This window comes from Marinobacterium zhoushanense, from assembly GCF_014641945.1.
Taxonomy (GTDB): Bacteria; Pseudomonadota; Gammaproteobacteria; order Pseudomonadales; family Balneatricaceae; genus Marinobacterium_D; species Marinobacterium_D zhoushanense.
In genome coordinates, this window is record NZ_BMIJ01000006.1 from 305,406 (window position 1) to 331,201 (window position 25,796).

The following is a 25,796-nucleotide window of genomic DNA, read 5'->3' on the forward strand; positions in this document are numbered from 1 at the left end:
TAATCAGGCCCGCTTTTCAGCGGGCCTGATTATTGGCGTGCTCAGGACAGATCCTCTTTCATCTGCTGGCGCAGAGCCTTGATCTCCTCCTCCTTCTGGTCCAGCCTGGACTTGTCTATATGGCCCAGACCAGGCTCACGGCGGGCAAACTCGACCTGTCTCAGCGCCAGGTCCATCTGTCCGGTGAGCATGAAATACTCGATGCGCGCCAGGTGCACGGCATTGATCTGTCCGTTAAGTCCTTCGGTTTCTGCCAGTTGGTACCAGAAATCGACATCATTCGGATAGTCGGATGTCAATCTGCGAAACGCCTCGGCTGCACGCTGATATTGTCCGACCAGGCGAGCCGAAAGCGCGTAGCGGTAGCGCACCGGCATGCTATCGGGGTACAGCGCAACCAGCTCCTCAGCTAATGCCAATGCGTCCTGGTTCTTGCCTCTGGCCTGGAGCAGGTCGAGTTCGCTCAGTCGGACGTAGGGGTGCTGGCGCCACTCTTTTGGCAGGGTGCTGAGCGCCTCTTCAGCCTGCGATAGCTTATTCAGTGCGGTTGCTGTCAGCAGGCGACCGTATTGGTTCAGTGGGCGGTTTTCCTGCTTCGCGTCCGCGCTGAACTGCGCGTGCAGTTGCTCCAGGTTTTGGGAGTAGTGAACGCGCAGGCGCTGGCGCACCAGGTCGTAGAGAAAACTTGTGTGCAGGTTGTGCGGGCGAGGTAGGCTCGATGCCCGGTTCAACGAGTCGGCAATGCGCGACTCCGTCACCGGGTGTGTCAGCAGAAACTCGGGTGCACGTTGGCCGGCGAAGCGATAGTTTTTCTGTAAACGGGAGAACATACCAGGCATCGCGTAAGGGTCGTAGCCGCTGGCCACCAGCGTCTGCATGCCGATGCGATCGGCTTCCTGCTCGTTGCGACGACTAAATGCCAATTGAGAGGCGATAGAGCCGGCCAGTGTCGTGCTTATTGCGGCAGTGCCCGCCTGGCTGTCGGCGGAGGCGACGAGAATGCTGGCAAGCAATCCTGCGAGCACCAGGGGCCGATTGCGGCGGCTCTCCTCCAGCTGTTGGGCGTAGTGACGTTGGCTGAGATGCGCGAGTTCGTGCGCAATGACCGAGGCGGTTTCGGCCTCCGACTCGGCGGCAGTGATCAGCCCGCCGTTAATACCGATAACGCCGCCGGGAACCGCAAAGGCATTCAGGTTGGCATTATCGAGCACCACCAGCTCCAAACGTCTGTCGGTCAGTTGACTGTTGGGGACTATGGCCCAGAGTAGGTCGTGCAGATACTGCTTGACGATAGGGTCGTTCAGCAGTTTGGCCTGCCCGCGCAGCGTACGGACCCAGCTACGACCCAGTCGATACTCCTGTTCGAGGCTGATGGTGCTTGAAGTGGAGTCGGTCAGAACCGGCAGCGAAGGCTCGGCGACAGCTGTTTGAAATGGCTGTGCCAGAATCAGGGCCAAGGATAATGATATCAGGGGCTTCGATGCCGATCTTTGCCATCTGGCAGCATTAAAATGGCGTCGAATCTGGTATAAAGTGCGTCGCATACAGCTCTTCATCGATCGGAGGTATTAAGTTTGGTGCAGCCAATTCCCGCAGATTCGGATGTTACCCAGGTGCTTGATGCCAGTGGACTCAACTGTCCGTTACCGCTACTCAAGGCCAAGCAGGCGCTTAATAAGATGGCGCCGGGTGAGGTGCTGAAAGTTATCGCAACCGATGCCGGATCTGTCAGGGATTTTCGCGTCTACGTTGAGCATAGCGACCATGAAATGCTCAATTCGTTCACCGAAGGTGAACAGTACATCTATATCATAAAGCGCGGACCATCTGCTCAGGTAGGGGGCAATAAGCCGAATGCGTAAGATTCTGAACAAATGGATAGATCGCTATTTTTCCGATGAGGAAGCACTGTTTCTGTTCCTGATCCTGGTCGCCAGCCTTGCGGTAGTGATTTTTTTGGGTGCACCGCTGGCGCCGGTATTTGCCAGCTTGATACTCGCCTTTCTGATGCAGGGGCTGGTGAACTGGCTGCATGATCGCGGGATGCCTCATCTGCCCTCGGTGATCCTGGTATTCCTCTTCTTTATCGGGTTTGTATCGGCGTTTCTGCTTTTCGTCATGCCGATCGCCTGGCGTCAGCTGGTCAACCTGTTCAACGAGCTGCCCAGGATGGTGGGGCAGGTGCAGAACCTGCTGCTGCTACTGCCGGAAAAGTATCCTAATCTGGTCTCGGCAGATCAGATCAGGCAGTTGATCGGAGTAGCGGCGACCGAACTCAGCCGTCTGGGTCAGTGGGTGGTAACCTTCTCTTTGAATTCGTTGACCGGCATCGCAGCTCTGGCGATCTATCTGGTGCTGGTGCCGATTCTGGTGTTTTTCTTTCTCAAGGATGCGGACTCAATGCTGGCCTCTTTTTCCGCATTTCTGCCCGATAAACGCCAGATGATGACCCGTATCTGGCATGAGATGGATGTACAGATCGCCAACTACGTGCGCGGCAAAGCGATTGAGATATTGATTGTCGGCGGCGTCACCTGGATAACCTTCGTGCTGCTGGGTATCAACTATGCGGCGCTGCTGGCGCTGATGGTGGGGCTGTCGGTATTGATTCCCTATATCGGTGCGGCGCTGGTGACATTGCCGATCGCGCTTATCGCATTCTTTCAGTGGGGCTGGGGGTCGGAGTTCATGTGGTTGATGATCGCCTATGCGGTGATCCAGGCGCTCGATGGCAATGTGCTGGTGCCGCTGCTGTTTTCCGAGGCGGTCAACCTGCACCCGGTGTCGATCATCGTGTCGGTGCTGATATTCGGAAGCCTTTGGGGGTTCTGGGGACTGTTCTTTGCCATTCCGCTGGCAACCCTGGTCAAGGCGATCTTCAACGCTTGGCCGAAAGAGGCCGATACATCGCAAGTCGAGCACAACCCCGGTTAAGGGGTTGTGCTTGCGTCGGGGGGGTAGGTTATTCGGGTAGAACCTGTGCGGTGTGCTCTTTGGTTTTTACCTTCTTGATCACCTCGGTGATCATGCCGTTTTCGTCAATCAGGAAGGTGGTGCGTACCGTTCCCATGTACTCCTTGCCGTAGTTCTTCTTCAGCTGCCAGGTGCCATACAGCTCATGCACCGCGTTGTCGGTGTCGGCGATCAACGGAAAGGGCAGTGAGTACTTGGCGATAAAGTTCTGGTGTTTTTTTTCGTTATCGGTGCTGACGCCGATCACTTGGTAACCGGCGGCTTGCAGACGATCGTAATTGTCGCGTAGATCGCAGGCTTGGGCGGTACATCCCGGCGTGTTATCGCGGGGATAGAAGTAGAGCACGACCTTCTTACCGCGGAATTGACCCAGGCTGATGGGGTCACCGTTTTGGTCTTTGGCGTTAAAATCCGGGGCGGGCTGTCCTGCTTCTAGCATGGTGTTAACTCCTTGAGGGATAGACGGTTGTGAAAAGTGGCGCGACCCACTACGCTAGCGAGCGCTAATTCGTTTAAAATGCCAGCCTTTTACGATATCAAAAGCCTGTCGGATCTCAATCGGTCGTGCGGTTGTTCCTTCGGCATGGCGACAGTACCATACTCGGGCTCAAGTTGATGGAGAGAGAGATGATTCGCGGCAGTATTGTAGCGCTCGTGACCCCTATGCATGCTAACGGTGATGTCGATTGGGACGCGCTGGACAAACTGGTCGACCTCCATCTGGAGAAGGGTACGGCAGCTATTGGTGCCGTGGGTACCACTGGCGAGTCGGCCACGCTGGATTATGACGAGCATCTGGAAGTCATCAAGCGCACGGTTGACCGTGTTGCCGGTCGAGTACCTGTCGTGGCAGGAACCGGAGCGAATTCGACGCGTGAGGCGATCGAGATGACCCGTCGCGCGAAAAGCGTCGGAGCCGATTACAGCCTGCTGGTAACCCCCTATTACAACCGTCCGACCCAGGAAGGGATGTATCAGCACTTCAAAGCGATCGCTGATGCGGTCGATATCCCACAGATCCTGTATAACGTTCCCAGCCGCACCGGTTGCGATATGAAGCCGGAAACCGTCTTCCGTCTGGCCGATCATCCCAATATCGTGGGTATCAAAGAGGCGACCGGGGATCTGGTGCGTGCCCGTGAACTGATCGAGAAACTGCCGGCAGATTTTGCCGTCTACTCCGGTGACGATGCGACCGCTATCGAACTGATCCTGCTTGGCGGCCAGGGCAATATTTCGGTGACGGCCAACGTTGCGCCAGCCGCAATGGCGGAACTCTGCAGGCTGGGCTTGGAGGGTAAGGCCGAAGAGGCGCGTGCGCTTCAGCAGAAACTGATGCCGCTGCATACCAAGCTGTTCGTTGAGCCTAATCCCATCCCTGTGAAGTGGGCAATGTGCGAAATGGGGCTGATCGAGACCGGCATTCGCCTGCCGTTGACCGTGCTGGCTGAGCAGTATCATGAGGAAGTTCGTAACGCGCTGCGTGAAAGCGGCGTCATCTGACAGGCAGGGATATGAGCAAACAGGTATCACACACTTTACTGGCGGTAGGACTCGCCGCTGCGCTGAGTGGCTGCGGTGCGCTTAAGGATAACGCCATTTATGGCGATAACGGACTGGTGCGCGATCGTGGGCAGGATTATGAGCGTGCCGGGGCCAGTGAGCGCTTGACGCTGCCGCCGGGAATGCGTGCGCGGCAGACTCAAGATCAGCTGGTAGTCCCAAGCGTCGGTGCCACTGCCAGTGCTCGTCAGGGTGATTTTACCGTACCCAGGCCGGAGTTCTTTTATGTTGAGGCCGGTACCGATAAGGTCAATCTGAAGCGTGAAGATGGTGAGCGGATCCTCGTTGTCGACGAGCCAATTGCGGACGTGTGGGTCAAGTTGCAGGAGTTTTGGGCCTTCAACGATATCGACCTGGCGCTCGTCGATCCGCGTCAGGGGGTCATGGAAACCGATTGGATTACCGTTGAAGGCGACAACTACGGTTTTGTCGACGGCTGGATCAAGCGGTTGACCTTCCAGGATATCGAGGGTGATAGCCGAAACAAGCTGCGCATCTCCCTACGTCCGGATCAGGACAACTACGAACGTACGTCGATCCGCATGCAGCATGTGAAATATCCGTTGGCGCAGGAGGTCAGCTCTGTCGATTGGGAAAACCAGTCGCAGGACGTGGCATACAAGGCCGACATGATGTTCGAGATGCTGCGTTACCTGAGCAAGTCGTCGGAGCCCGATGCTCAGAGCTTGCTGGCGATGCAGAACAAAGCGCAGGAGCAAAGTTCGCAATTGGGGCGGGACTCGCGCGGTCATCCGGTACTCCGTTTGTCTGCCCCCATCGACCAGGCTTGGGATCAGCTGGCAAGTGCTTTGGATGAGGCGAACATCGATGTCGGTACTCGAGATCAGCAGGCCGGCTTGATCTACCTGACCTATACCACCTCCACGCCGGTGGACGATACCGAGCGAATGGGCTTCTTCGAGTGGCTGCACTCCGACCGCGAGGAGATCAGACTGGATACCGGTTCTCTTGGCGCGGCGATGGGCTTCGGCGACGGTGCGGATAAGCAGGATACAATCAGCTACAGCTCGAAGACATCGGAAGATATTGCGGCTTCCGACGGGGAGTTGGCTGCTACAGACCTGGCCGATCCCAACAACCTGGCCAATCGCAAAGGCTATAAGATCTGGCTGGGTGGTAAGGTTATCTATGTCTTCGGAGACGGCGACAGCGGCGTCTATAATAGCGAGACCAATGCCTACGAGCATACCGGGCGTTACCAGCTTAAGCTGAACCGTACCCGCAACGGTGTATTCCTGTCGGTGTTGACCGATCAGGGGCTGGCTGCACCGGATCTGGTTGCGGAGGAGATCCTCTGGACCCTTAAAGACCACCTGCCGCAGGGTGATAGTTGAGCCTGATTGGTTCGTTTGATCCCTGAAGTTCAGGGTTTTTGGAGAAATTGATGGAAAAGCGTGAAGAGCTTTACAGCGGTAAGGCTAAATCGGTATTCAGCACCGACGATCCGAATCTGATGGTGCTGGAATTTCGTAACGATACTTCGGCATTTGATGGCAAGAAGGTGGAACAGCTTGATCGCAAGGGGATGGTGAACAACAAGTTCAACGCCTTTGTCATGGAAAAGCTGGAGCAGGCGGGGATTCCTACCCATTTCGTGCGTCTGCTCTCCGATACCGAAAGCCTGGTAAAGCGTCTGGAGATGATTCCGGTCGAGTGTGTGGTACGCAACGTTGCTGCCGGTTCGATCTGCCGCCGATACGGCGTGCAGGAGGGGATGGATCTACACCCGCCGACCTTTGAGTTCTTCCTCAAGAACGACGCCCTGAGTGATCCGATGGTAAATGAATACCATATAGAGTCCTTTGGCTGGGCGACCAAGGAGCAGGTGGCACGTGCAAAAGAACTGACCTTTGCGGTGAACGATGTGCTCAAGAAGCTGTTTGACGATGCGGGTATGCTGCTGGTCGATTATAAGCTTGAGTTCGGCATGTGCGACGGTGCGCTGGTCCTGGGCGATGAGTTCTCTCCCGACGGCTGCCGTATATGGGACAAGGAAACCCGCAAGAAACTCGATAAGGACCGTTTCCGTCAAGGCTTGGGTGGTGTCATCGAAGCCTACGAAGAGGTGGGTCAGCGGTTAGGGATCGATTTCGGTTGATCAGCCATCATTGATCAGTCGTTGAAACTCTGAAAAGCCCCGACATTGTTCGGGGCTTTTTTATATCTGATGTTTTTTTGGCGTTATAAATATCTGATCAAATTAATATATGCAAAATAATCTACTGCTGAATTCTGCAAGTATGGAATAATGGCTTATTCGGTATCATCTTTGGATCGCAAACCTCCGGGCCCTGGTCTAGCCTTAGGAGGTGGAACTCTAAGCCCCGATGGAGAGAGGCAGATGTCTGAACGGCGCACAGAACAGAAAAATAAGATTCTGAACCAACTTGTAGAGATGATCACCGCTCGAGTCCCGGAGCGGGATCAGCAACCCGTCATCGATTTCATGCAGCAATATTATCGCGTCTCTCCGCTGGAAGAGCTGGCCGAGCGCAGTCTCGATAATCTCTATGGCGCGACGCTCTCATGTTGGGAGCACCTCCAGCAGTGGGATGGCGGCAATCAGAAGGTGCATGTGTTCAATCCGGATCTGGAGCGTCATGGCTGGCATTGTGGTCACACCGTAATTCAGATTTTGCACCGGGATATGCCGTTCCTGGTCGACTCCGTGCGCATGGAGCTGAACCGGCGCGGGCTGTCGATCCATATTGTTCACAGCGGCGTAATCAGCGTCGAGCGCACTGAGAGCAGCGCACAGGTTTTGGCTGATCCGAAAAAAGGTACTCGTGAAGCGCTGATCTATATCGAAGTGGACCGTCACAGCAATGCTGAAGAGCTAAAGGGGGTCGAGCAGGGCATCGCCGAAGTTCTGGAGCAGGTACGGGCTGCAGTGGCTGATTTTGACGCCATGCGTAAGCGCATCGATGTACTGCGCAAAGAGGTGTCGAAACTGCGCACACCTGACAAGGAGACCTGTGTCGAAGCCGGCGAGTTCCTCGGTTGGCTGTTGCAGAACAGATTCACTTTCCTCGGTTATGAGGAGGTCGTATTCGATCGAAGCGAAGAGGAGCTGAAGGTCGTTTACGTTGAAGAAAACACACTTGGCATATGCCGCTTGAGAAACAGGCAGTCGGTGGTCCCTCGCTCTCAAGAGCACTGTTTTTTGCTGACGCCGCAGCCGCTGATGTTTGCCAAAGACGATCAGCGGTCGCGAGTGCACCGGCCGGCCTACGGCGATCTTGTGGTGGTCAAGCGCTTCGACAAAGAGGGTAATGTTATCGGGGAATGCCGGTTCCTCGGACTATACACCTCACCGGTCTATGCTGAGCCGCCGCAGAACATCCCGGTCCTGCGTCGACGTGTGGAGTATGTGTTGGAAAAGGCCGGTTTTACACCGGGTGGTAACAGCGCTAAATCCCTGGTGCAGATACTCGGCGACCTGCCCCGCGATGAACTGCTGTTATCGACTCGAGCGGAGTTGTTCAACAACGCCATGGGCGTATTCAATCTGCAGGAGCGGCGTAAGGTGCGCCTGCTGGTACGCCGTGATGCCTGTGGCAAGTTTTACTCCATGCTCTATTACGTACCGAGGGATATCTTCAACACCGCACTGCGAACCCAGGTGCAGGAGTTGCTGGTCAACCGCCTTGATGCGCTCGATTCCGAGTTCAATACCTATTACAGCGAATCAATTCTGACCCGTGTCTATTTCGTGCTGCCGGTGGACCCGGATAAAGAGACCAGTTTTGACTTGAAAGAGCTTGAAGCGGAGGTGGCCGAGCTGTCGCGCTCCTGGTCCGATGAGTTGCACCATGCGCTGGTGGATGCCTCCGGGGAGGAGCGGGGCAATCACCTGGCCAACCGCTACCGCGTCGCATTTCCATCGGCGTATCGGGAACACTTTACACCGAGTAATGCGGTTTTCGACGTGGAGCATATCGAGAAGCTCGACCAGGGGCAGCGTATCAGCATGAGTTTCTACCGGCAGCTGGAACAGTCACGCGAGCTGCTCAGGTTCAAGCTGTTCAATCGAGCCGACCCGCTGGTGCTCTCAGACATCATCCCGCTCCTGGAAAACCTGGGCATGCGCGTGGTTGGCGAACATCCCTATATGGTGCGACGTCGTGATGGCGAGCGGTTTTGGATCCATGATTTCACGCTTTACTACAACAGTTCGGAGACGGTGGATCTGGAAGAGGTAAAGCAGATCTTCCAGGATGCGTTCTTCAATATCTGGAGCGGCCGTGCCGAGAATGACGAGTTCAACCGGCTGGTCATCGGCGGCCGGTTGAACTGGCGTGAGGTAACGATGCTGCGCGCTTACGCGCGTTATAATCAGCAGATACGTTTCGGTTTCAGCCAGCCCTATATCGCAGATACGCTGTCGCGCCATCTGTATATCACGCGCCTCCTGGTCGCGTTGTTCCGCGCGCGTTTCGAACCGGAACGGCAGAGCAGCTCCAAGGTTCAGGCGCTGGCCGAGCGCATCGCCGGCAGCATTGTCGATGCTCTGGACAAGGTCGATAATCTCAACGACGACAAGATCCTGCGCCGCTACCTGGAGCTGATCCGGGCCACCTTGAGAACCAACTATTTCCAGCCAACCGCGGAGGGGGAGGCGAAGGACTATTTTGTCTTCAAGCTCAATCCCCACGAAATCGGCGATATCCCCCTGCCCAGACCGATGTTCGAGATCTTTGTGTATTCGGCCAGAGTGGAGGGCGTCCATCTACGGGGCGGCAGGGTTGCGCGTGGCGGCCTGCGCTGGTCGGATCGTCGAGAGGATTACCGCACCGAAGTGCTTGGGCTGGTGAAGGCGCAGCAGGTGAAGAACGCGGTGATTGTGCCGGTGGGCGCCAAGGGCGGTTTTGTCGCCAAGCAGTTACCGGTCAACGGTAGTCGCGAGGAGGTGCTGGAGGAGGGGATCAACTGTTACAAGATCTTCATTCGCGGCCTGCTAGATGTGACCGACAATTATGTTGAGGGCGCCGTGGTACCGCCGCCCGAGCTGGTGCGTCACGATGAAGACGACCCCTACCTGGTTGTCGCCGCTGACAAGGGAACCGCAACCTTTTCCGATATCGCCAACTCCATCGCCGACGAATTTGGTTTTTGGCTGGGCGATGCTTTTGCCTCGGGCGGTTCTCAGGGCTACGACCACAAGAAGATGGGGATCACGGCGCGCGGGGCCTGGGAGTCAGTCAAGCTACACTTCCGTGAGCTGGGAATCGATACCCAGGCTCAGGCGTTTACGGTGGTGGGTATCGGCGATATGGCCGGTGATGTATTTGGTAACGGTATGCTGATGTCCGAGCATATTGAGCTCGTTGCCGCGTTTAACCATCTACATATTTTCATCGATCCTCAGCCGGATGCGGCCGCAAGCTTCGGTGAACGCAAGCGTTTGTTCGAGCTGCCACGTTCGAGCTGGGCCGATTACGACGAATCGTTGATTTCGACCGGAGGCGGTGTCTTCTCTCGCGCTGCAAAGTGGATCGAGATCACGCCGCAGATGAAGGCACGCTTCGATATCACGGCGGATCGCTTGGCGCCGAGCGACCTGATCTCGGCACTGCTCAAGTCGCGTGTCGATCTGATCTGGAACGGCGGTATCGGTACCTACGTAAAAGCAAGCTTTGAATCGCATGCTGACGTGGGCGACAAGGCAAACGATAGCCTGCGCATCGACGGCAGGGACTTGCGCTGCCAGGTGTTGGGTGAGGGGGGCAACCTCGGCTTCACTCAGCTCGGACGCATCGAGTTTTCGCTCAATGGCGGTGCTTGTAACACTGACTTTATCGACAATGCTGGTGGCGTTGACTGCTCAGACCATGAGGTCAATATCAAGATCCTGCTCAACGAAGTGGTCGAGAACGGTGATTTGACCGTCAAGCAGCGCAATATCTTCCTGCGCGAGATGACGGAAGAGGTGGCACGACTGGTGCTGCAAAACAACTACAGCCAAACGTTGGCCATCAGCCTGGCCCAGGACAACGTCCGTCGCGCGGTGGATGATTACCGACGTCTGATCAATGAACTGGAAAACAGCGGTCGGTTGGTGCGCTCACTTGAGTTCATCCCTGCGGATGACGCCATCGTCGAACGTAAGGAACGTGGGGAGTCCCTGACCCGGCCGGAGCTGTCGGTCCTCATCTCCTATGTGAAGGCGCAGCTTAAGGAGGTGCTGACCGCCAGTTGGCTCGCTGACAACGTCTATATCGTACGCGAGATACTGGGAGCCTTCCCTCAGGCTCTGGTGGAGCGTTACGGTGAGCAGGTCGACCGCCACCGCCTGCGTGCCGAGATTCTGGCTACCCAGGTTGCCAACGGCATGATCAACCGTATGGGGATCACCTTCCCGCTACGGATGCATCAGGCAACGGGGCGGGAGATAGCAGATATCGCCGCATCCTACATCGCCGCCCGTGATATCTTCGGCATGGATCCGCTCTGGGCGCAGATGGAGCAGCTCGACAACAGGGTGCCTGCGAAGATGCTCCAGGGGATGATGGCTGATCTGCAGCGTTTGGTGCGTCGGGCCGCGAACTGGATCCTGAACACCTACCGTCAACAGATCGACCCAGAGTCGCTGGTCAGCCAGTTCCGGCCAGGTGTCGAGAGCATGTCGCTGACCCTGGCCGAGCGTCTGACAGGCGAGCCGCTGGCGGCTTGGCAGGCGCGCTACGATGAGCTGGAGCAGGAAGGGGTGCCGCCGAAGCTGGCCGTACAGGCCGCTTCGTTCGACAGCCTCTATACCCTGCTCGGTATTATCGCCACCGAGCATCAAACCGGTGAGCCGCTGGAGCGGGTGGCTGATGTCTACTTTATGCTCGGTGACCGCCTGGATCTTTACCGGGTCGATCGCCAGATCAAGGCGATGAAGCAGGATACTCACTGGAAGTCCCTTGCGCGTGATGGGTTTCGTGAGGAGCTCAATACCCAGCAGCGCGCCATTACCCACTCCGTGTTGACGCGTTCCTGCGGTGTTGAAACAGAGGAAGCGGGCGAGATACCGCCCAGTCAGGTCTGCGTAGAGCGCTGGCTCAATACCAATGAAGTCATGCTGGCGCGATGGAATCAGGTGTTGTCAGACCTGGGCTCGGTCAGTGAGCCTGACAGTGCCGTATTTGCCGTCGCGATCCGCGAGCTGGTGGAGCTGGCGCATGGCAGCTGAGTTTGGCATGGATTCTGGCTGCAAGAGGTCGAGCCGGTCTGACTGATCCGCTAAAGTACAGGGGGAGGGCCAAGACCTTCCCCTTTTTTTGCCATGGAGTTTCTGCATGCGTGCTGTATTTCTCGATACCGAGAGTCTGGATGACCTGGATCTGACGCCGGTCCGTAATTGCGTGGATGAACTTGTCTGTTACTCGGGTACGCTGCCCGAGCAGGTCGCCGAGCGTATCGAAGGGTTCGAGCTGGTGATCGTCAACAAGGTGCAATTGAGTGCGGAGCTGATCCGGACTGCCGATCAGCTGAAGCTGATATGCGTCGTTGCGACCGGAGTCAATAATGTGGACCTGGCGGCGGCGAGTGCTCGCAACATACCGGTCTGCAATGCTCAGGGGTACGGGGTGACCTCTGTGGCGCAACATGTGCTGACCCAGATACTGGCGTTACATACCCATCTGCTCGACTACGACCGCGCTGTGCGCAACGGCGATTGGGGGCGGGCGACCCAGTTTTGTCTGCTCGATTATCCAATTCTCGAGTTGGCGGGACGCACCTTGGGCATTGTCGGCTTTGGTGCGCTGGGCCAGGCGGTCGCGCGTCTGGCCGAGGCGCTGGGGATGAACGTGATCGTGTCAGCCCGACCGGGAAGCGATCAGGTGCCGGCGGGACGAGTCGCATTTACGCACCTACTGGAGCGAGCCGATGTCATCAGCCTGCACTGCCCGTTGAGCGATGATACCCGTGATCTTATCGATGCCGATGCGCTGGCGAAGATGAAACCGGGCGCTTTTCTGGTCAATGCAGCCCGTGGCGGCATTGTCAACGAGGCGGCATTGGCTGACGCGCTGCGCTCAGGTCAGCTGGGTGGCGCCGCGGTTGATGTGCTCACCGAGGAGCCTCCGCGCAACGGCAATGTGCTATTGGCTGAAGATATTCCCAATCTGATCCTGACACCGCACTGTGCCTGGGGTAGCGTCCGCGCGCGCAATCGTATCATCGAACAGACCGAGGAGAATATTCGCGCCTTCAAGGCGGGGCGGCAAGAGCGCTGCGTCAATCTCTGAGTGACGAAGGTGCGGTGATGGCGTGAGCCCCTAGAACGGGCAGCTGGATTCAAACTCCAGACGTTGCCCGCTCGATGGCTGGGTCAACGCCAGGCGATCCGCATGCAGCAGCAGACGGGGGCTGAGATCACGGATCGGCTCCGGGGCGTAGAAAGCATCACCGATGATCGGGTGACCGATCGCCATCATATGCACCCTGAGCTGGTGAGAGCGTCCGGTCACCGGAAACAGCAGTATGCGGCTACCCTGTGCGCAGGTTCCGACCGCCTGCCAACGGGTCAGTGCCGGCTTGCCCTGTTCATGGTCGACGATCTGCAGCGGCCGCCGCTCCCAATCACAACGCAGTGGCAGATCAACCTCGCCCGTTTTTGGCTCTGGCTGGCCGCTGACAATCGCCTGATAGCGCTTATCAGTTTCACGCTCTTGAAACTGCATGCTGAGCGCGCGGTGGGACTGGGCATTCAGCGCCAGAACCATAAGCCCGGAGGTTGCGTAATCCAGCCGATGCACGATGCGGGCTGTCGGGTGCGTCCGCTGTACGCGACGCCATAGGCAGTCCTGCTTATCGGCACCCCGGCCGGGTACCGACAGCAAACTGGCCGGCTTGCTGACGACGACCAGATCCCGGTCCTCGTAGATCAGCTCGGGGGTATCCGCATCGGTATTCAGCATTCGAACAACGCCATCGACTCGACATGGGCGGTGTGCGGGAACATATCCATCACCGCGAAGCGGGTCATGCGATAGCCCGATTCGATCAGCAGCTGTGCATCCCGAACCAGCGATGCCGGGTTACAGGCAATATAGAGCACCGCACGCGCGCCATACTGGCGCAACTGGCGTACGCACTCCTCGGCGCCGGCACGCGGAGGATCGAGCACGATCAGGTCGAACCCTTGGCCGCTGGCCTGTTGGTACCAGGAGGTATCGCGAATATCCTGGCTCAGATCGCTTTTAAACACGCTCACATTGGCCAGACCGTTGCGACTGGCGTTATCGCGGGTACGCGTCACCATCTCGGCCGAACCCTCGATGCCAATCACTTCGCCGGCGTGCTGCGCCAAGGGCAGGGTGAAGTTGCCCAGGCCACAAAACAGATCAAGCACGCGCTCTGTGGCGGTCGGGGCGAGCCACTGAATGGCGCGTGCCACCATCTGCCGGTTTATTTCGGCGTTGACCTGCAGAAAATCACCCGGAACAAACTGCAGCTCGGGTCCTGCTTCGATTGGTCTGTAACTCGGCTCCGCTGCGCCCGTGGCTATTGCCTGTAGTTGATTGTCGTTGCCCTGCAGGTAGAGCTTGAAACCCTGCTCTTCGCAGAGCTGCTGCAAGGCTGAGATGCACTCGTCGTTGAGCCGGCGGGTGAGCCGCAGGGTAAGCGAGCCCGACTGGTCGCCGCAGCTGATATCGAGATGGGTGACGTGCTTGATATTGCCCGCGTCGCTTAGCAAGGGGCGAATGTCGCTCAGCAAAGCATTGATCGAGGGCTCCAGCACCGGGCAGTTGTCGATATCGATCAGTTTGTTGCTGCTCTGGCGGCGGAAGCCGATCAGAAGCTCGCCATCGCTGCGCTGGTTCACGCCGATGCGGGCACTGCGCCTGTAGCCCAGATCGGACGACCGGAGTGCCGGTTCGACGATTTCGGGTGTGACATTGGCAAAACGCTGCAACTGATCCAACACCAGCCGCTCCTTGTGCTGGATCTGCGCCTCGGGTGTCAAATGTTGCAACTGGCATCCACCGCAGCGGCCATAGTAGGCGCAGGGGGGCGTCTGGCGTTCGCTGCTCGCCTGCAGCACCTCCAGTGTCTCCGCCTCATCGAAACGTTTGTGGCGAGTGGTCACCCGTGCGCGTACCCGCTCCCCAGGCAGTGCACCGCTGATGAACAGTGTCTTGCCATCCACACGTGCAACGCCGCGCCCGTCCAGACTGAGGTTGTGGACTTCGGCGTCAAGCTGAGTCGGTGTGGTTGCGGCACTCTGGCGTGCTGGACCACCGAATCGAATACGTTTTCGGCTCATCGAAGGAATCCCGGAAAAGAGCAGGGCATTCTAAGGTTGGAGCTCAGAGTTGTCACCTGCTGAGCGGCCGTCTTGGCACTGTTGTAGAATAGGCGAAACAGGTCCGTGTCGGGCCACAGGTTTCTGATGGAGGAGCAGCTGTATGGCTCAGGAACACCCATTTGCACAGTATGTGCGTATTCTTGGCAAGGGGAAGAAGGGGAGTCGGTCGCTGACGCGTGATGAGGCGCGGGATGCGATGGGGATGATTCTCGATCAGCAGATCCGTCCCGAGCAGTTGGGCGCGTTTCTGATGTTGCTGCGGGTAAAAGAGGAGGCTCCAGAGGAACTCGCCGGTTTTGCCGATGCGGTGCGCGCGCGCTACCAACCGCCCAAGGGGATCGGCGCTGCCATCGATTGGGCGACCTACGCGGGCAAGAAGCGCCATCTGCCCTGGTTTATGTTGGCGGCTCTGTTGTTGGCCGAGCAGGGCGCGCCCGTGTTTATGCACGGTGCCCGCGGTCATACGGCCGGGCGCCTGTATAGCGAAGATATGCTCAGTATGTTTGGTATCGAGCCCTGTCTGGATTGGGCGTCGGTGGACGCTGCCCTTCAGGACAGGGGCTTCGCGTTCATGTCGATCGATCAGCTCTGCCCACCGCTGGGTGAGATCATCCAGTTGCGCAATATCCTCGGGTTGCGCTCCCCGGTACATACCCTGTGTCGCATGCTGAATCCGCTGGATGCGGAGGTCACCATTGACGGAGTTTTTCACCCACCCTATGCGCCCATGCATCAACAAACGGCATTGTTGCTGGGTACCCACCAGGCTGTGACGGTGCGGGGGGATGGTGGTGAGGCGGAAGTAAAGCCGGACAGTGACTGCGAGCTGCACTGGATCCTGAACGGGGAGTTGAGTACCGGAGTCTGGCCGCGGTTATACCCCCAGCGTCTGGTCAAGGACGAGCAGCTTGATCCACAGGATCTGCTGCGCCTGTGGCGAGGCGAAATTGAACATCCCTACGGTGAAGGCGCGGTTATCTCAACACTGGCCATGGTGTTGCGCTTACTGGCACCGGACCAGCCGGCCGATACCGACCGGTTGATCGAGCAGGCGCGCGAGCGTTGGGCCCGTCGAGATCGCTGCCGCTTCTAATCCCGGCGTAGCCGGTCCGAAACAGCAATCGGGGAGGGGTAGCGGAAGATCACCACATAGGTTGACAGCAGGAAGCTGAGTATCGCTGTGGCCTGAATCACATGCGAGGCTTCCGTGCCGATCAGCCCGCCGGCAAAGGCCAGATAGGCGATCAGCAATGAGAATTCGCTGATCTGGCCCAGGCGGAAACCTATCTCCCAGCCGGTGTCGGCCGATTCACTGATCCCTTGCAACAGGTAGCGGAACACGACCGGCTTCAGGGCCAGTACGGCTGCCGTCAGCGCAAGCGCGGGTAGCAGGATGTCGTCTATCAGGGTCAGATTAAAGCTGGCGCCGACCGAGAAGAAAAACAAGATCAAGAAGAAATCGCGTAGCGGCTTGAGACTGGTAGCGATGTACTGGGAGATGGGGCTTGTAGCCAGTGCAACGCCGGCGATAAATGCCCCCATCTCGGCCGACAGTCCGACATATACCGCAGCCTCGGCGAGCCCGAGGCACCAGCCGATCGCAGAAAGAAAGATATACTCATGAAAGCGGTCGAAGCGCTGTAGTAGCGGCAGTAATACCCAGCGCACGAAACCCCAGGCGAACAGCGCAAGTAGCGGCAGTGCCAGCATCGAACGGGCAAAGCTCATGCCGGTGCCCATCTCGGAGCCCCCCTCGCCGCCGCTGTTCAATAGCAGCAGAACCAGTATGGCGACCACGTCCTGGAGCAGCAACAGCCCGACGACCAGCTCACCGGTATGGCGGTGATGCAGCACGGTAGTGGGGAGCAGCTTGATACCGATAATGGTGCTGGAGAACATCAGTGCGGCACCGATCACCAGCGATTCGATTTGGCTGAAGCCGAACAGTACGCCGGCGCCATAGCCTATCCCCATGAACGCGATCGAACTGGCCACGGCGACCAGCGTGGCTTTGCGCAACATATGCAGCAGATGCGCTGGCTGCATGTCGAGTCCGAGGAGAAACAGCAGGAAGATGATGCCGACGTGGGCGATATCGGCCAGCAGGTTGGTATCGGATACCGCCTTGATGCCCCATGGACCGAGCGCGGCGCCCAGGACGATATAAGCGACTAGCAGCGGTTGTCGGGTATAGAGTGCGATAGAGGCGAGGATCGCGGCGCCACTGAAAATCAAGAAAAAGGAAAAGACAACCGAATGTTCCACCATGCTCAGCACTCCTTACTGCAGGAGTGACAGTCTACCAGAGACCGGAGCCGGGCTGCATCGGTTGTTATAATACCTTATCAATTTACTCGGGTTTGATAAACGTGTATGCTGTTGGCTGTTCGAAATGTACTGATAGGTTTTTGTGAACTATGGATATCAACGTTACTCAAGGCGCTGAATCATACCTGGCTGAGCTGCTGGCCAAGCAGGAGGTTGAGGGGATCGCAGTACGGCTGTTTGTTACCCAGCCCGGTACGCCCTATGCCGAAACCTGTCTGGCGTATTGCCGTCCTGATGAGGTCAATCCGGAAGACGAGATCATGGATATGGAACAGCTGCGCTTCTATATAGAGCGTACCAGTATTCCCTATCTTGAGGAGGCCACAATCGACTTTGCCCAGGATCGAATGGGCGGGCAGTTGACGATCAAGGCGCCGAACGCCAAGACGCCGAAGGTGTCTGCGGATAGCCCGATCGATGAGCAGATTAACTATATTCTCTACTCCGATATCAACCCCGGGTTGGCCGCCCACGGCGGTGAGGTGAAGTTGGTCGAATTGGTCGATGCAGAGGCTGGCAAAATCGCGGTATTGAAGTTTGGCGGCGGCTGTCAGGGCTGCAGTGCGGTGGATCTGACGCTTAAAGATGGCGTCGAGCGCACGTTGCTTGAGCGCGTGCCGGGTCTTGCTGGCGTACGTGATGTGACCGACCATACCGAAACCACCAACGCCTACTACAAGTAATCCGATTCGCATCGGGCGGAGCGCCAGTTCCGCCTGCTGCCAGTTTTGACTGTCGCCAGCGCCTAGGGGCCTGGCTCAATCCCTTCGCGCCAGCCGCCTTCGGCGTTAGATGAAATTCTTTCCTGCAAGACCGTTAATCAGGTTTTGAGGTTTGTGAGCCTCCAGCATAGCTGTTATAACTTCAATTACGTCTCACTCTCACCCGCCGAACGACGCAAATTGGACCTGACCGGTTGCAATAATCCAATCGGCCCCCATAGATGGACCAATTCCAGATTTTTTTGCATTGGCCCCAAGGCTGGTGCGCTGCAAAGAGGCACTCATCATGGATCAATATGAAGCAAACGAAGCGGTGACCGTAGAGCTTCCGGTATTGCCACTGCGCGATGTGGTGGTCTACCCGAACATGGTCATCCCGCTCTTTGTCGGTAGGGAAAAGTCTATTCAGGCACTTGAGCTGGCGATGGAGAGCGATAAGCAGATCCTGCTGTTGGCTCAGCGCAGCGCATCCGAGGATGAGCCCTCTTTCGATGACCTGTTTAAGACAGGAACGGTCGCCACGGTACTGCAGATGCTCAAACTGCCAGACGGCACGGTCAAGGTGCTTGTCGAGGGCGACGAGCGCGCGCGCGTAGTGGAGATGCTGGATCAGGAAGATCACTACTCCGCTACGGTCGAGGTGCTGCATACCGACAACATTGGCGAATCTGAAACCGATGTTTACAAGCGTACGGCGCTGGATCAATTCGAGCGTTATATCCAGGTCAACAAAAAGATCCCGTCCGAAGTGCTGTCTTCACTGCAGAATATCGATGATGTGAGCCGCCTGGCCGATACCATTGCGGCGCATATGGCACTGAAACTGGACGAGAAACAGAGTCTGCTGGAGATGCTCAGCGCGCGTCAGCGCCTGGAGCACCTGATGTCGCTGATGGAGGCGGAGATCGATCTGGTCGAGGTCGAGAAACGTATCCGCGGTCGGGTCAAGAAGCAGATGGAGAAGAGTCAGCGCGAGTACTATCTGAATGAGCAGATGAAGGCGATTCAGAAAGAGCTCGGTGATATGGACGAATCCGGCGGCAGCGACCTGGATGAGCTGCAGCGCAAGATCGAAGCAGCTGGTATGCCGAAGGAGGCGCTGGACAAATCTCTGGCCGAGTTCAACAAACTGAAGATGATGTCGCCGATGAGTGCCGAAGCCACGGTTGTGCGCGGCTACATCGACTGGATGCTGCAGATTCCCTGGACCAAGAAAACCAAGGTCCGCATGGATATGAAACGGGCGGAAAAAATTCTCAATGAAGACCATTACGGTCTGGAAGAGGTCAAGCAGCGCATTATCGAGTATCTGGCAGTGCAGAAGCGGGTCAAGAAGCTGCGTGGACCGATTCTTTGCCTGGTTGGGCCTCCGGGCGTAGGTAAGACCTCTCTCGGCCGCTCCATTGCCCGTGCGACCAATCGCAAGTATGTCCGTATGGCGCTGGGTGGTGTACGCGACGAAGCCGAGATCCGTGGCCATCGTAGGACCTATATCGGTTCCATGCCGGGCAAACTGATTCAGAAGATGTCCAAGATCGGTGTCAAAAACCCGCTGTTCCTGCTCGACGAGATCGACAAGATGGGCATGGATCATCGCGGTGACCCGGCGTCGGCGCTACTGGAGGTGCTCGATCCGGAGCAAAACAGCACCTTCAACGATCACTATCTGGAGGTCGACTACGATCTGTCCGACGTGCTGTTTGTCTGCACCTCCAACTCGATGAACATTCCGGGCCCGCTGCTTGACCGTATGGAGATCATCCGGATACCGGGCTATACCGAAGATGAAAAACTCAATATTGCTATTAAATATCTGATTCCAAAACAGATTAAACAGAACGGCCTGCGCGCGAAAGAGCTTGAGATCGACGATTCTGCGGTGATCGGCATGATTCGTTACTACACCCGTGAAGCGGGTGTGCGCGGTCTCGAGCGTGAGATTGCCAAGGTCTGCCGCAAGGTGATCAAGGAGATTACTTTGGGCGGCGAAGCGAAGAGTCAGCGGGTTACCGGCGATGATCTCGAGCACTACTGCGGTGTACGCAAGTACAACTATGGTATGGCCGAGGAGCAGGATCTGGTCGGCCATGTTACCGGCTTGGCCTGGACTCAGGTCGGGGGCGATATCCTCACCATCGAAGCCGCTGTGGTGCCGGGTAAAGGTCGGCTTACCCATACCGGCTCTTTGGGCGATGTGATGAAAGAGTCGATTCAGGCAGCGATGACCGTGGTCAGAAGTCGGGCTCGTGCGCTGGGTATCCGCTCAGACTTTCACGAGAAGCACGATCTGCATATCCATGTGCCGGAAGGGGCAACACCGAAAGATGGCCCCAGTGCGGGTATCGGCATGTGCACGGCACTCGTTTCTGCACTGACCCAGATTCCGGTTCGTTCTGAAGTCGCGATGACCGGTGAGATCACTTTGCGCGGACAGGTTTTGCCCATCGGCGGGCTCAAGGAAAAGCTGCTGGCGGCGCACAGGGGCGGCATAAAAACCGTGATAATCCCTGACGAAAATCAACGCGATCTTAAGGAGATTCCGGACAATATCAAAGCCGATCTCGACATAAAGCCGGTTAAATGGATAGATGAGGTGCTTGATGTTGCGCTCTCCTTTCAGCCCAAGCCTTTGACCGAAGAGGAGGATAAAGTGGTTGCGGGGGAGCCCAAGAACGGCAAGAATGAGTCCGGTCAATTGAGCACTCATTAGCCACAGGCCGCGGAATAAAAGGGCTTGGGCCAGTTGACACCTGTTTTGGGCAGTTGGTATAAAGTGCCTGACTACATGCTGGGTAAGACTTTCAGTTATAGCAAAATAACGACTCGATACATAAAAGGGGAACAATGTGAACAAGTCTGAACTGATCGACGCAATTGCCGATTCAGCCGATATTCCTAAGGCCGCTGCTGGTCGTGCGCTGGATGCTGCACTGGAAGCTGTAACCGGAGCACTTCAGAAAGGCGAATCCGTTGCGCTGGTAGGTTTCGGTACCTTTTCAGTGAAGGAGCGTGCGGCGCGCACTGGCCGTAATCCGCAGACCGGAAATCCGATCGAAATCGCGGCGGCTACTCTGCCGACTTTCAAGCCTGGTAAGGCTCTGAAGGACGCTGTTAACAAGTAACAGTCCGTTCCGTTTACTGATCAGGTTCGGGAGCGGTAGTTCAGCTGGTTAGAATACCTGCCTGTCACGCAGGGGGTCGCGGGTTCGAGTCCCGTCCGTTCCGCCAGATAGAAAAAAGCGCATTCAACCCGAATGCGCTTTTTTGTTGAACCTGTTCCGGGTATTTTGATCAACTCAGAGCAACAGACCAAAACAGGGTTACTGCAGACAATGCTTCAAACCATCAGGGAAAACTCTCAGGGCATAATCGCAAAGGTGATCGTGGGCCTGATCGCGCTGACGTTCGCGCTTTGGGGCGTTGAATCGCTGGTTAGTTTGACAAACAAGGAGCCGGCACCGGCTGAGGTCAACGGCGAAGATATCACTAACCAAGAGCTGTTCCAGGGTATGGAACTGCAGCGGCGTCAGCTGTTGGCCCAGATGGGAGAGAATGCGGATCCATCAGCCATCGACGAGAATATGCTGCGCCAAATGGTCATCGAAGGGCTGATTTCGCGCAAGGTGATGCTGCAGTCGGCGAATGAGATGGGTTTCCATCTGTCCGATCAGATGGTCGATCAGATCATCGTTTCGACCCCCCAGTTTCAGCTCGATGGCAAGTTCGACCGCGATCAGTATGAGGCTGTGCTGCGCAGTGCCGGCTTTACTCCGCTGATGTACCGCGATCTGATCCGCAAGGAAAAGTTGATTCAGCAGGCCCAGGCGGGCTACATGCTGTCGGAATTTACCACCGGTGAGGAGCTCGAGCGGCTGATCTCGCTGGATCGCCAGGTGCGTGATCTGGCTTATGTGACATTGGAAGCGGATCCTGCCGAGATCAATATCGATGAGCAGGAGCTGCAGGCCGCGTACGATAAACAGGCGGCGTCGCTGGTCACTGAAGAGCGGGTGGCGGTCGACTATGTTTTGCTTGACCGGACCGCGCTGGCTAAGCCGGATGAGGTAAGTGAGTCCGAGATCAAGGCTGCCTATGAGCAAATGATCGCTGGCTTCAAATCGGAGGAGCAGCGCTCCGCCCGTCATATTCTGATCGATATCAATAGCGAGCGAGATGCCGATGCCGCGTTGGCTCGTGCACAAGAGCTTCGCCAGGAGATCGAGGCTGGAGCCGACTTTGCTGAAGCGGCCAAACGTGAGTCGGCGGATCTTGGTTCGGCTCAAGAGGGTGGTGAACTTGGATTCAACGGTCGCGGTGTGTTTGTCGAGCCGTTCGAAGATGCGCTGTTCGATCTCAAGCCGGGAGAGGTGTCTGAACCGGTTCGTACGGAGTTCGGTTATCACCTGATCAAGCTGGAGGCGATCAAGGCGACAGAGGCGCCGACGCTGGCCGAGGCCGAAAGCGATCTGCGCGATCAGGTCGCGCAGGATAAGGCTGAGCTGGATTATGTGGCGGCGCTTGAGCGGCTGTCGGATCTGGCGTTCTCGTCAAACGACCTCCAGCCCGTTTCCGAGGAGTTGGGATTGCGAATCCGCTCCACCGAGCTGTTCTCGCGTGCCGGTGGCTCGGATCTTGTCAGCAGCTCGCAGAAGGCGATTGATGCCGCATTTACCGATCAGGTGCTCAACGACCAGCTCAACAGCGATCCGATCGAGTTGGACTCCGGTCGCACACTGGTGCTCCACCTGAGAGAGCATCAAAAGCCGCGGCAGCTGGGCTTTGACGAGGTGCGTGAGCGTATCGAATCTCAACTGCGGGCGGAGAAGGCCGCCGCACAGCTCGCCGAGCAGGCGGATAGCTGGTTGCTGGCGCTGAGAGAAGGCAAAACACTCGCTGAGCTGGATGCCGACAAGGCATGGGAAGAGGCTGAAGCTGTCGATCGTGGTGATCAGTCGGTACCTGCTGCTGTACTGCGTGAAGCCTTCGCCATGGCGCGTCCGGAAGGCGAGGCGCCTCGCTATTCCAGCGTGGCTCTGCGTAACGGTTCGCGGGTGATAGTCGCTCTCAAGGGCGTCACCGACGGCTCAACCGAACTGAGCGATGAGGAGCGCAAGGCGCTGTCGACTATGATCGCGAACCAGCGCGGCCAGCAGATCTATCAAATGCACTCTGAGGAACTGCGTCAGCGCGCAGAGGTCGAGATCAACTGATTAGTGGATTGATTGCGTGTTAAGACAAAAAGCCGGCTTTAATGCCGGCTTTTTACATTGTGTTCAGCGCCGAAAGCCGCTGAGAGCAGCTCTCTCGTATAGCTGTGCTGCGGCGTGAAGAAGACTGCATCGGCGGGGCCGCTTTCGACCACCTTGCCGTGGTGCATCACCATCACGCGATGACTCAGGGCGCGCACAACCGATAGGTCGTGGCTGATAAACAGGTAGCTCAGGCGATAGCGTCGTTGCAGTTCGAGTAGAAGTTCGACGATCTGTTTCTGTACGGTACGGTCCAGCGCTGAGGTGGGTTCATCCAGGACTATCAGCTCCGGCTTCAGGATCAGTGCGCGGGCGATGGCGATGCGTTGTCTCTGACCGCCTGAAAACTCGTGCGGGTAGCGCTGGCGCACCTCGGGGTCCAGGCCTACATCCCGCAATACCTGGATGACCCTGGCCTCAACCTCGTCCGGATCGTCTATCCCCTGTACCTCAAGCCCCTCGGCCACTATCTCGGCGATCGACATGCGGGGGCTGAGGCTGCCATAAGGATCCTGGAACACGATCTGCATCTGCCGGCGCAGCGGCTTTATTCCGGCCTGATTGAGCTGTTCGATCGTCTGGTCCTTGAACCGAATCTGGCCTTGGGATGCGGTCAGGCGCAGCAGTGCCATTGCCAGGGTCGTTTTACCCGACCCCGACTCGCCGACTATGCCTAGCGTCTCACCACGATGAAGTTCGAGCGATACACCGTCCACGGCTTTGAAGTGGTCGACGGTGCGCTTGAACAGGCCGCGTTTGATCGGAAACCAGACCCGCAGATGATCGGTGCGAAGCAGCGGTGCCGGGGTCGCATTCAGCGGTTGCGGCCGCCCTCTGGGTTCGGCGTCGAGCAGCTTGCGGGTGTAGGGGTGGGTGGGGGCGTCGAATAGCTCGCGACAGCCCTGTTGCTCTACGATCTCCCCCTGATACATGACGCATACCTGATCGGCGTAGCGACGCACGATATTGAGATCATGGGTGATCAGCAGCACCGACATGCCCAGCTTTTGCTGCAACTCCTTGAGCAGTTCCAGAATCTGTTGCTGGATGGTCACGTCCAGCGCCGTGGTGGGCTCATCGGCGATCAACAACTCGGGTTCGTTGGCCAGTGCCATGGCGATCATGACGCGCTGGCGTTGTCCGCCCGAAAGCTCGTGAGGGTAATGATTCAGGCGCTCCTCGGCGTTATCGATACCGACAAGCTGCAATAGCTCCAGGGCGCGGACACGGGCTTGAGGACCCTTCAGACCCCGGTGCAGGCGTAGTGTTTCGGTAATCTGGCGTTCTATCCTGTGCAGCGGATTGAGTGAGGTCATCGGCTCCTGAAAGATCATGCCGACTCGGTTGCCGCGTATCTGGCGCAGGCGGGACTCACTGGCCTGAAGCAGATCCTCACCCTGATAGAGTACGCGACCGCTCGGATAGTTGGCCTGGTGGGCAGGGAGCAGCTTGAGCAGGGATAGCGCCGTGACCGACTTGCCCGAACCCGATTCGCCCACCAGTGCCAGGGTTTTGCCACGCTCCAGTGAGAAGCTGACGTTTTTGACCACGGGAGCGTTTTGCGCAGGGTTGCCGAAGCCGACCGACAGCTCTTCAATAGTGAACAGGGTCTGGGTCATAGCATCTTCCTTGGATCGAAGGCATCGCGTACCGCTTCGCCGATGAAGATCAGCAGGGTCAGCATCAGTGAGAGTGCAACGAATGCGGTGATACCAAGCCAGGGGGCGTGCAGGTTCTCTTTGCCCTGTGCAACCAGCTCTCCCAGTGAGGGGGAACCCGGCGGTAGACCGAAGCCGAGGAAGTCCAGTGCGGTCAGTGTAACGATGGCGCTGTTAAAGATGAACGGCATGAAGGTCAGGGTCGCGACCATGGCGTTGGGTAGTACGTGCCGATACATGATCAGCCGGTTGCCCAGGCCCAGTGCACGAGCGGCCCTTACATACTCCAGATTACGCCCGCGCAGGAACTCGGCGCGTACCACGTCGACCAGATTCATCCAGGAGAACAGCAGCATGATGCCCAGCAGCCACCAGAAGTTGGGCTCGACCAGACTGGCCAGGATGATCAGCAGGAACAGCACTGGCAGGCCCGACCATATCTCGATAAAGCGTTGAAACAGCAGATCGATCTTGCCGCCGTAATAGCCTTGCGTGGCGCCGGCCATAACGCCGATTACCGAGCTGATCAGTGTCAGTACCAGGGCAAAAAGTACCGAGATGCGGAACCCGTAGATCACCCGCGCGAGCACGTCGCGACCCTGGTCGTCGGTGCCAAGCCAATTTTCCGCCGAGGGCGGGGAGGGGGCCGGTACCGGCAGGTCGTAGTTGATGGTGTCGTAGCTGAAGCGGATTGGTGGCCACAGCATCCAGCCCCCGGCTTCGCTGATCAGCTCCTGGATATACGGGTCCTTATAGTCGGCCGGGGTATCGAATTCGCCACCAAAGGTGAGTTCCGAGTAGTTCATCCACATCGGGGTGTAGAGTTCATTTTCGAACTCGACCAGTAGCGGTTTGTCATTGGCGATCAGCTCGGCGACGAGGCTGAGCATGAACAGGGCAAGAAAGATCCAGAGCGACCAGTATCCGCGACGGTTGCGTTTGAATGCATTCAGTCGCCGCTTCTGGATGGGTGTCAATGTCATCC

19 protein-coding genes and 1 tRNA gene are annotated in these 25,796 nt (G+C 57.4%); 13 read left to right on the forward strand and 7 right to left on the reverse strand.

Features of this window, described 5'->3' with window-relative positions; translation table 11 throughout:
- Positions 1–41 precede the first annotated feature (41 nt).
- Positions 42–1,457: a M48 family metalloprotease gene (locus IEX40_RS15615; protein ID WP_229680792.1), complete on the reverse strand. Its 1,416-nt coding sequence runs from the start codon at positions 1,455–1,457 to the stop codon at positions 42–44.
- Positions 1,458–1,577: 120 nt separating this feature from the next.
- Between IEX40_RS15615 and IEX40_RS15620 the strand changes: the two genes are divergently transcribed.
- Both IEX40_RS15620 and IEX40_RS15625 read left to right on the forward strand, forming a co-directional pair.
- Complete coding sequence (locus IEX40_RS15620; protein ID WP_229680793.1) at positions 1,578–1,862, forward strand: sulfurtransferase TusA family protein; 285 nt, start codon at positions 1,578–1,580, stop codon at positions 1,860–1,862.
- Positions 1,855–2,934, forward strand: a complete 1,080-nt coding sequence (locus IEX40_RS15625) for an AI-2E family transporter (RefSeq protein WP_188749938.1) — start codon at positions 1,855–1,857, stop codon at positions 2,932–2,934. The genes IEX40_RS15620 and IEX40_RS15625 overlap by 8 nt, the downstream gene beginning before the upstream one ends.
- Positions 2,935–2,962: 28 nt before the next feature.
- On the opposite strand, the gene bcp is transcribed toward IEX40_RS15625, so the two are convergent.
- Positions 2,963–3,412 (reverse strand): thioredoxin-dependent thiol peroxidase, encoded by a 450-nt coding sequence (gene bcp / locus IEX40_RS15630; protein WP_188749940.1) that lies wholly within the window; start codon positions 3,410–3,412, stop codon positions 2,963–2,965.
- 188 nt (positions 3,413–3,600) lie between these two features.
- Between bcp and dapA the strand changes: the two genes are divergently transcribed.
- From dapA to IEX40_RS15655, 5 genes are all read left to right on the forward strand, one after another.
- A complete protein-coding gene (dapA, locus tag IEX40_RS15635) occupies positions 3,601–4,476 on the forward strand; it encodes a 4-hydroxy-tetrahydrodipicolinate synthase (RefSeq protein ID WP_188749941.1) in 876 nt (291 codons plus the stop codon).
- Positions 4,477–4,487: 11 nt separating this feature from the next.
- Positions 4,488–5,891, forward strand: coding sequence for an NlpB/DapX family lipoprotein (gene bamC, locus IEX40_RS15640; RefSeq protein WP_188749943.1), 1,404 nt, complete (start codon positions 4,488–4,490; stop codon positions 5,889–5,891).
- Positions 5,892–5,941: 50 nt separating this feature from the next.
- On the forward strand, positions 5,942–6,655 hold the full coding sequence (purC, locus tag IEX40_RS15645; RefSeq protein WP_188749945.1) for a phosphoribosylaminoimidazolesuccinocarboxamide synthase: 714 nt from the start codon (positions 5,942–5,944) through the stop codon (positions 6,653–6,655).
- A gap of 243 nt (positions 6,656–6,898) precedes the next feature.
- Positions 6,899–11,731 (forward strand): NAD-glutamate dehydrogenase, encoded by a 4,833-nt coding sequence (locus IEX40_RS15650; protein WP_188749947.1) that lies wholly within the window; start codon positions 6,899–6,901, stop codon positions 11,729–11,731.
- A gap of 106 nt (positions 11,732–11,837) precedes the next feature.
- Entirely contained in the window at positions 11,838–12,791 is a 954-nt protein-coding gene (locus IEX40_RS15655; protein ID WP_188749949.1) for a 2-hydroxyacid dehydrogenase, read from the forward strand.
- 30 nt (positions 12,792–12,821) lie between these two features.
- On the opposite strand, the gene IEX40_RS15660 is transcribed toward IEX40_RS15655, so the two are convergent.
- Both IEX40_RS15660 and rlmD read right to left on the reverse strand, forming a co-directional pair.
- Positions 12,822–13,463, reverse strand: a complete 642-nt coding sequence (locus tag IEX40_RS15660) for an RluA family pseudouridine synthase (protein ID WP_188749951.1) — start codon at positions 13,461–13,463, stop codon at positions 12,822–12,824.
- Positions 13,457–14,812 carry a 23S rRNA (uracil(1939)-C(5))-methyltransferase RlmD gene (gene rlmD, locus IEX40_RS15665; RefSeq protein WP_188749952.1) on the reverse strand — a complete coding sequence of 452 codons (1,356 nt, stop codon included), beginning with the start codon at positions 14,810–14,812 and terminating at the stop codon, positions 13,457–13,459. Before rlmD ends, IEX40_RS15660 begins: the two co-directional genes overlap by 7 nt.
- Before the next feature lie 142 nt (positions 14,813–14,954).
- Between rlmD and IEX40_RS15670 the strand changes: the two genes are divergently transcribed.
- Positions 14,955–15,947 (forward strand): glycosyl transferase family protein, encoded by a 993-nt coding sequence (locus IEX40_RS15670; RefSeq protein ID WP_188749954.1) that lies wholly within the window; start codon positions 14,955–14,957, stop codon positions 15,945–15,947.
- On the opposite strand, the gene IEX40_RS15675 is transcribed toward IEX40_RS15670, so the two are convergent.
- Positions 15,944–17,122: a cation:proton antiporter domain-containing protein gene (locus IEX40_RS15675; RefSeq protein WP_188749956.1), complete on the reverse strand. Its 1,179-nt coding sequence runs from the start codon at positions 17,120–17,122 to the stop codon at positions 15,944–15,946. The genes IEX40_RS15670 and IEX40_RS15675 overlap by 4 nt on opposite strands.
- Before the next feature lie 149 nt (positions 17,123–17,271).
- On the opposite strand from IEX40_RS15675, the gene nfuA reads away from it, so the two are divergent.
- From nfuA to IEX40_RS15700, 5 genes are all read left to right on the forward strand, one after another.
- Positions 17,272–17,865, forward strand: coding sequence for a Fe-S biogenesis protein NfuA (gene nfuA / locus IEX40_RS15680; RefSeq protein ID WP_188749958.1), 594 nt, complete (start codon positions 17,272–17,274; stop codon positions 17,863–17,865).
- Between the two features lie 325 nt (positions 17,866–18,190).
- On the forward strand, positions 18,191–20,614 hold the full coding sequence (lon, locus tag IEX40_RS15685) for an endopeptidase La (RefSeq protein WP_188749960.1): 2,424 nt from the start codon (positions 18,191–18,193) through the stop codon (positions 20,612–20,614).
- Between the two features lie 136 nt (positions 20,615–20,750).
- The gene (locus IEX40_RS15690; protein ID WP_036191212.1) at positions 20,751–21,026 is read left to right on the forward strand and encodes an HU family DNA-binding protein; all 276 of its coding nucleotides are present in this window, start codon (positions 20,751–20,753) and stop codon (positions 21,024–21,026) included.
- A gap of 29 nt (positions 21,027–21,055) precedes the next feature.
- A tRNA-Asp gene (locus IEX40_RS15695) sits at positions 21,056–21,132 on the forward strand.
- A gap of 104 nt (positions 21,133–21,236) precedes the next feature.
- Complete coding sequence (locus IEX40_RS15700; protein WP_188749962.1) at positions 21,237–23,114, forward strand: SurA N-terminal domain-containing protein; 1,878 nt, start codon at positions 21,237–21,239, stop codon at positions 23,112–23,114.
- A 38-nt stretch (positions 23,115–23,152) separates the two neighbouring features.
- Here the strand turns inward: IEX40_RS15700 and IEX40_RS15705 are convergent, their stop codons facing one another.
- Together IEX40_RS15705 and IEX40_RS15710 are read right to left on the reverse strand one after the other, a co-directional pair.
- Complete coding sequence (locus tag IEX40_RS15705; protein ID WP_188749964.1) at positions 23,153–24,772, reverse strand: ABC transporter ATP-binding protein; 1,620 nt, start codon at positions 24,770–24,772, stop codon at positions 23,153–23,155.
- Positions 24,769–25,794 (reverse strand): ABC transporter permease, encoded by a 1,026-nt coding sequence (locus IEX40_RS15710; RefSeq protein WP_188749966.1) that lies wholly within the window; start codon positions 25,792–25,794, stop codon positions 24,769–24,771. The genes IEX40_RS15705 and IEX40_RS15710 overlap by 4 nt, the downstream gene beginning before the upstream one ends.
- Between the last annotated feature and the right edge of the window lie 2 nt (positions 25,795–25,796).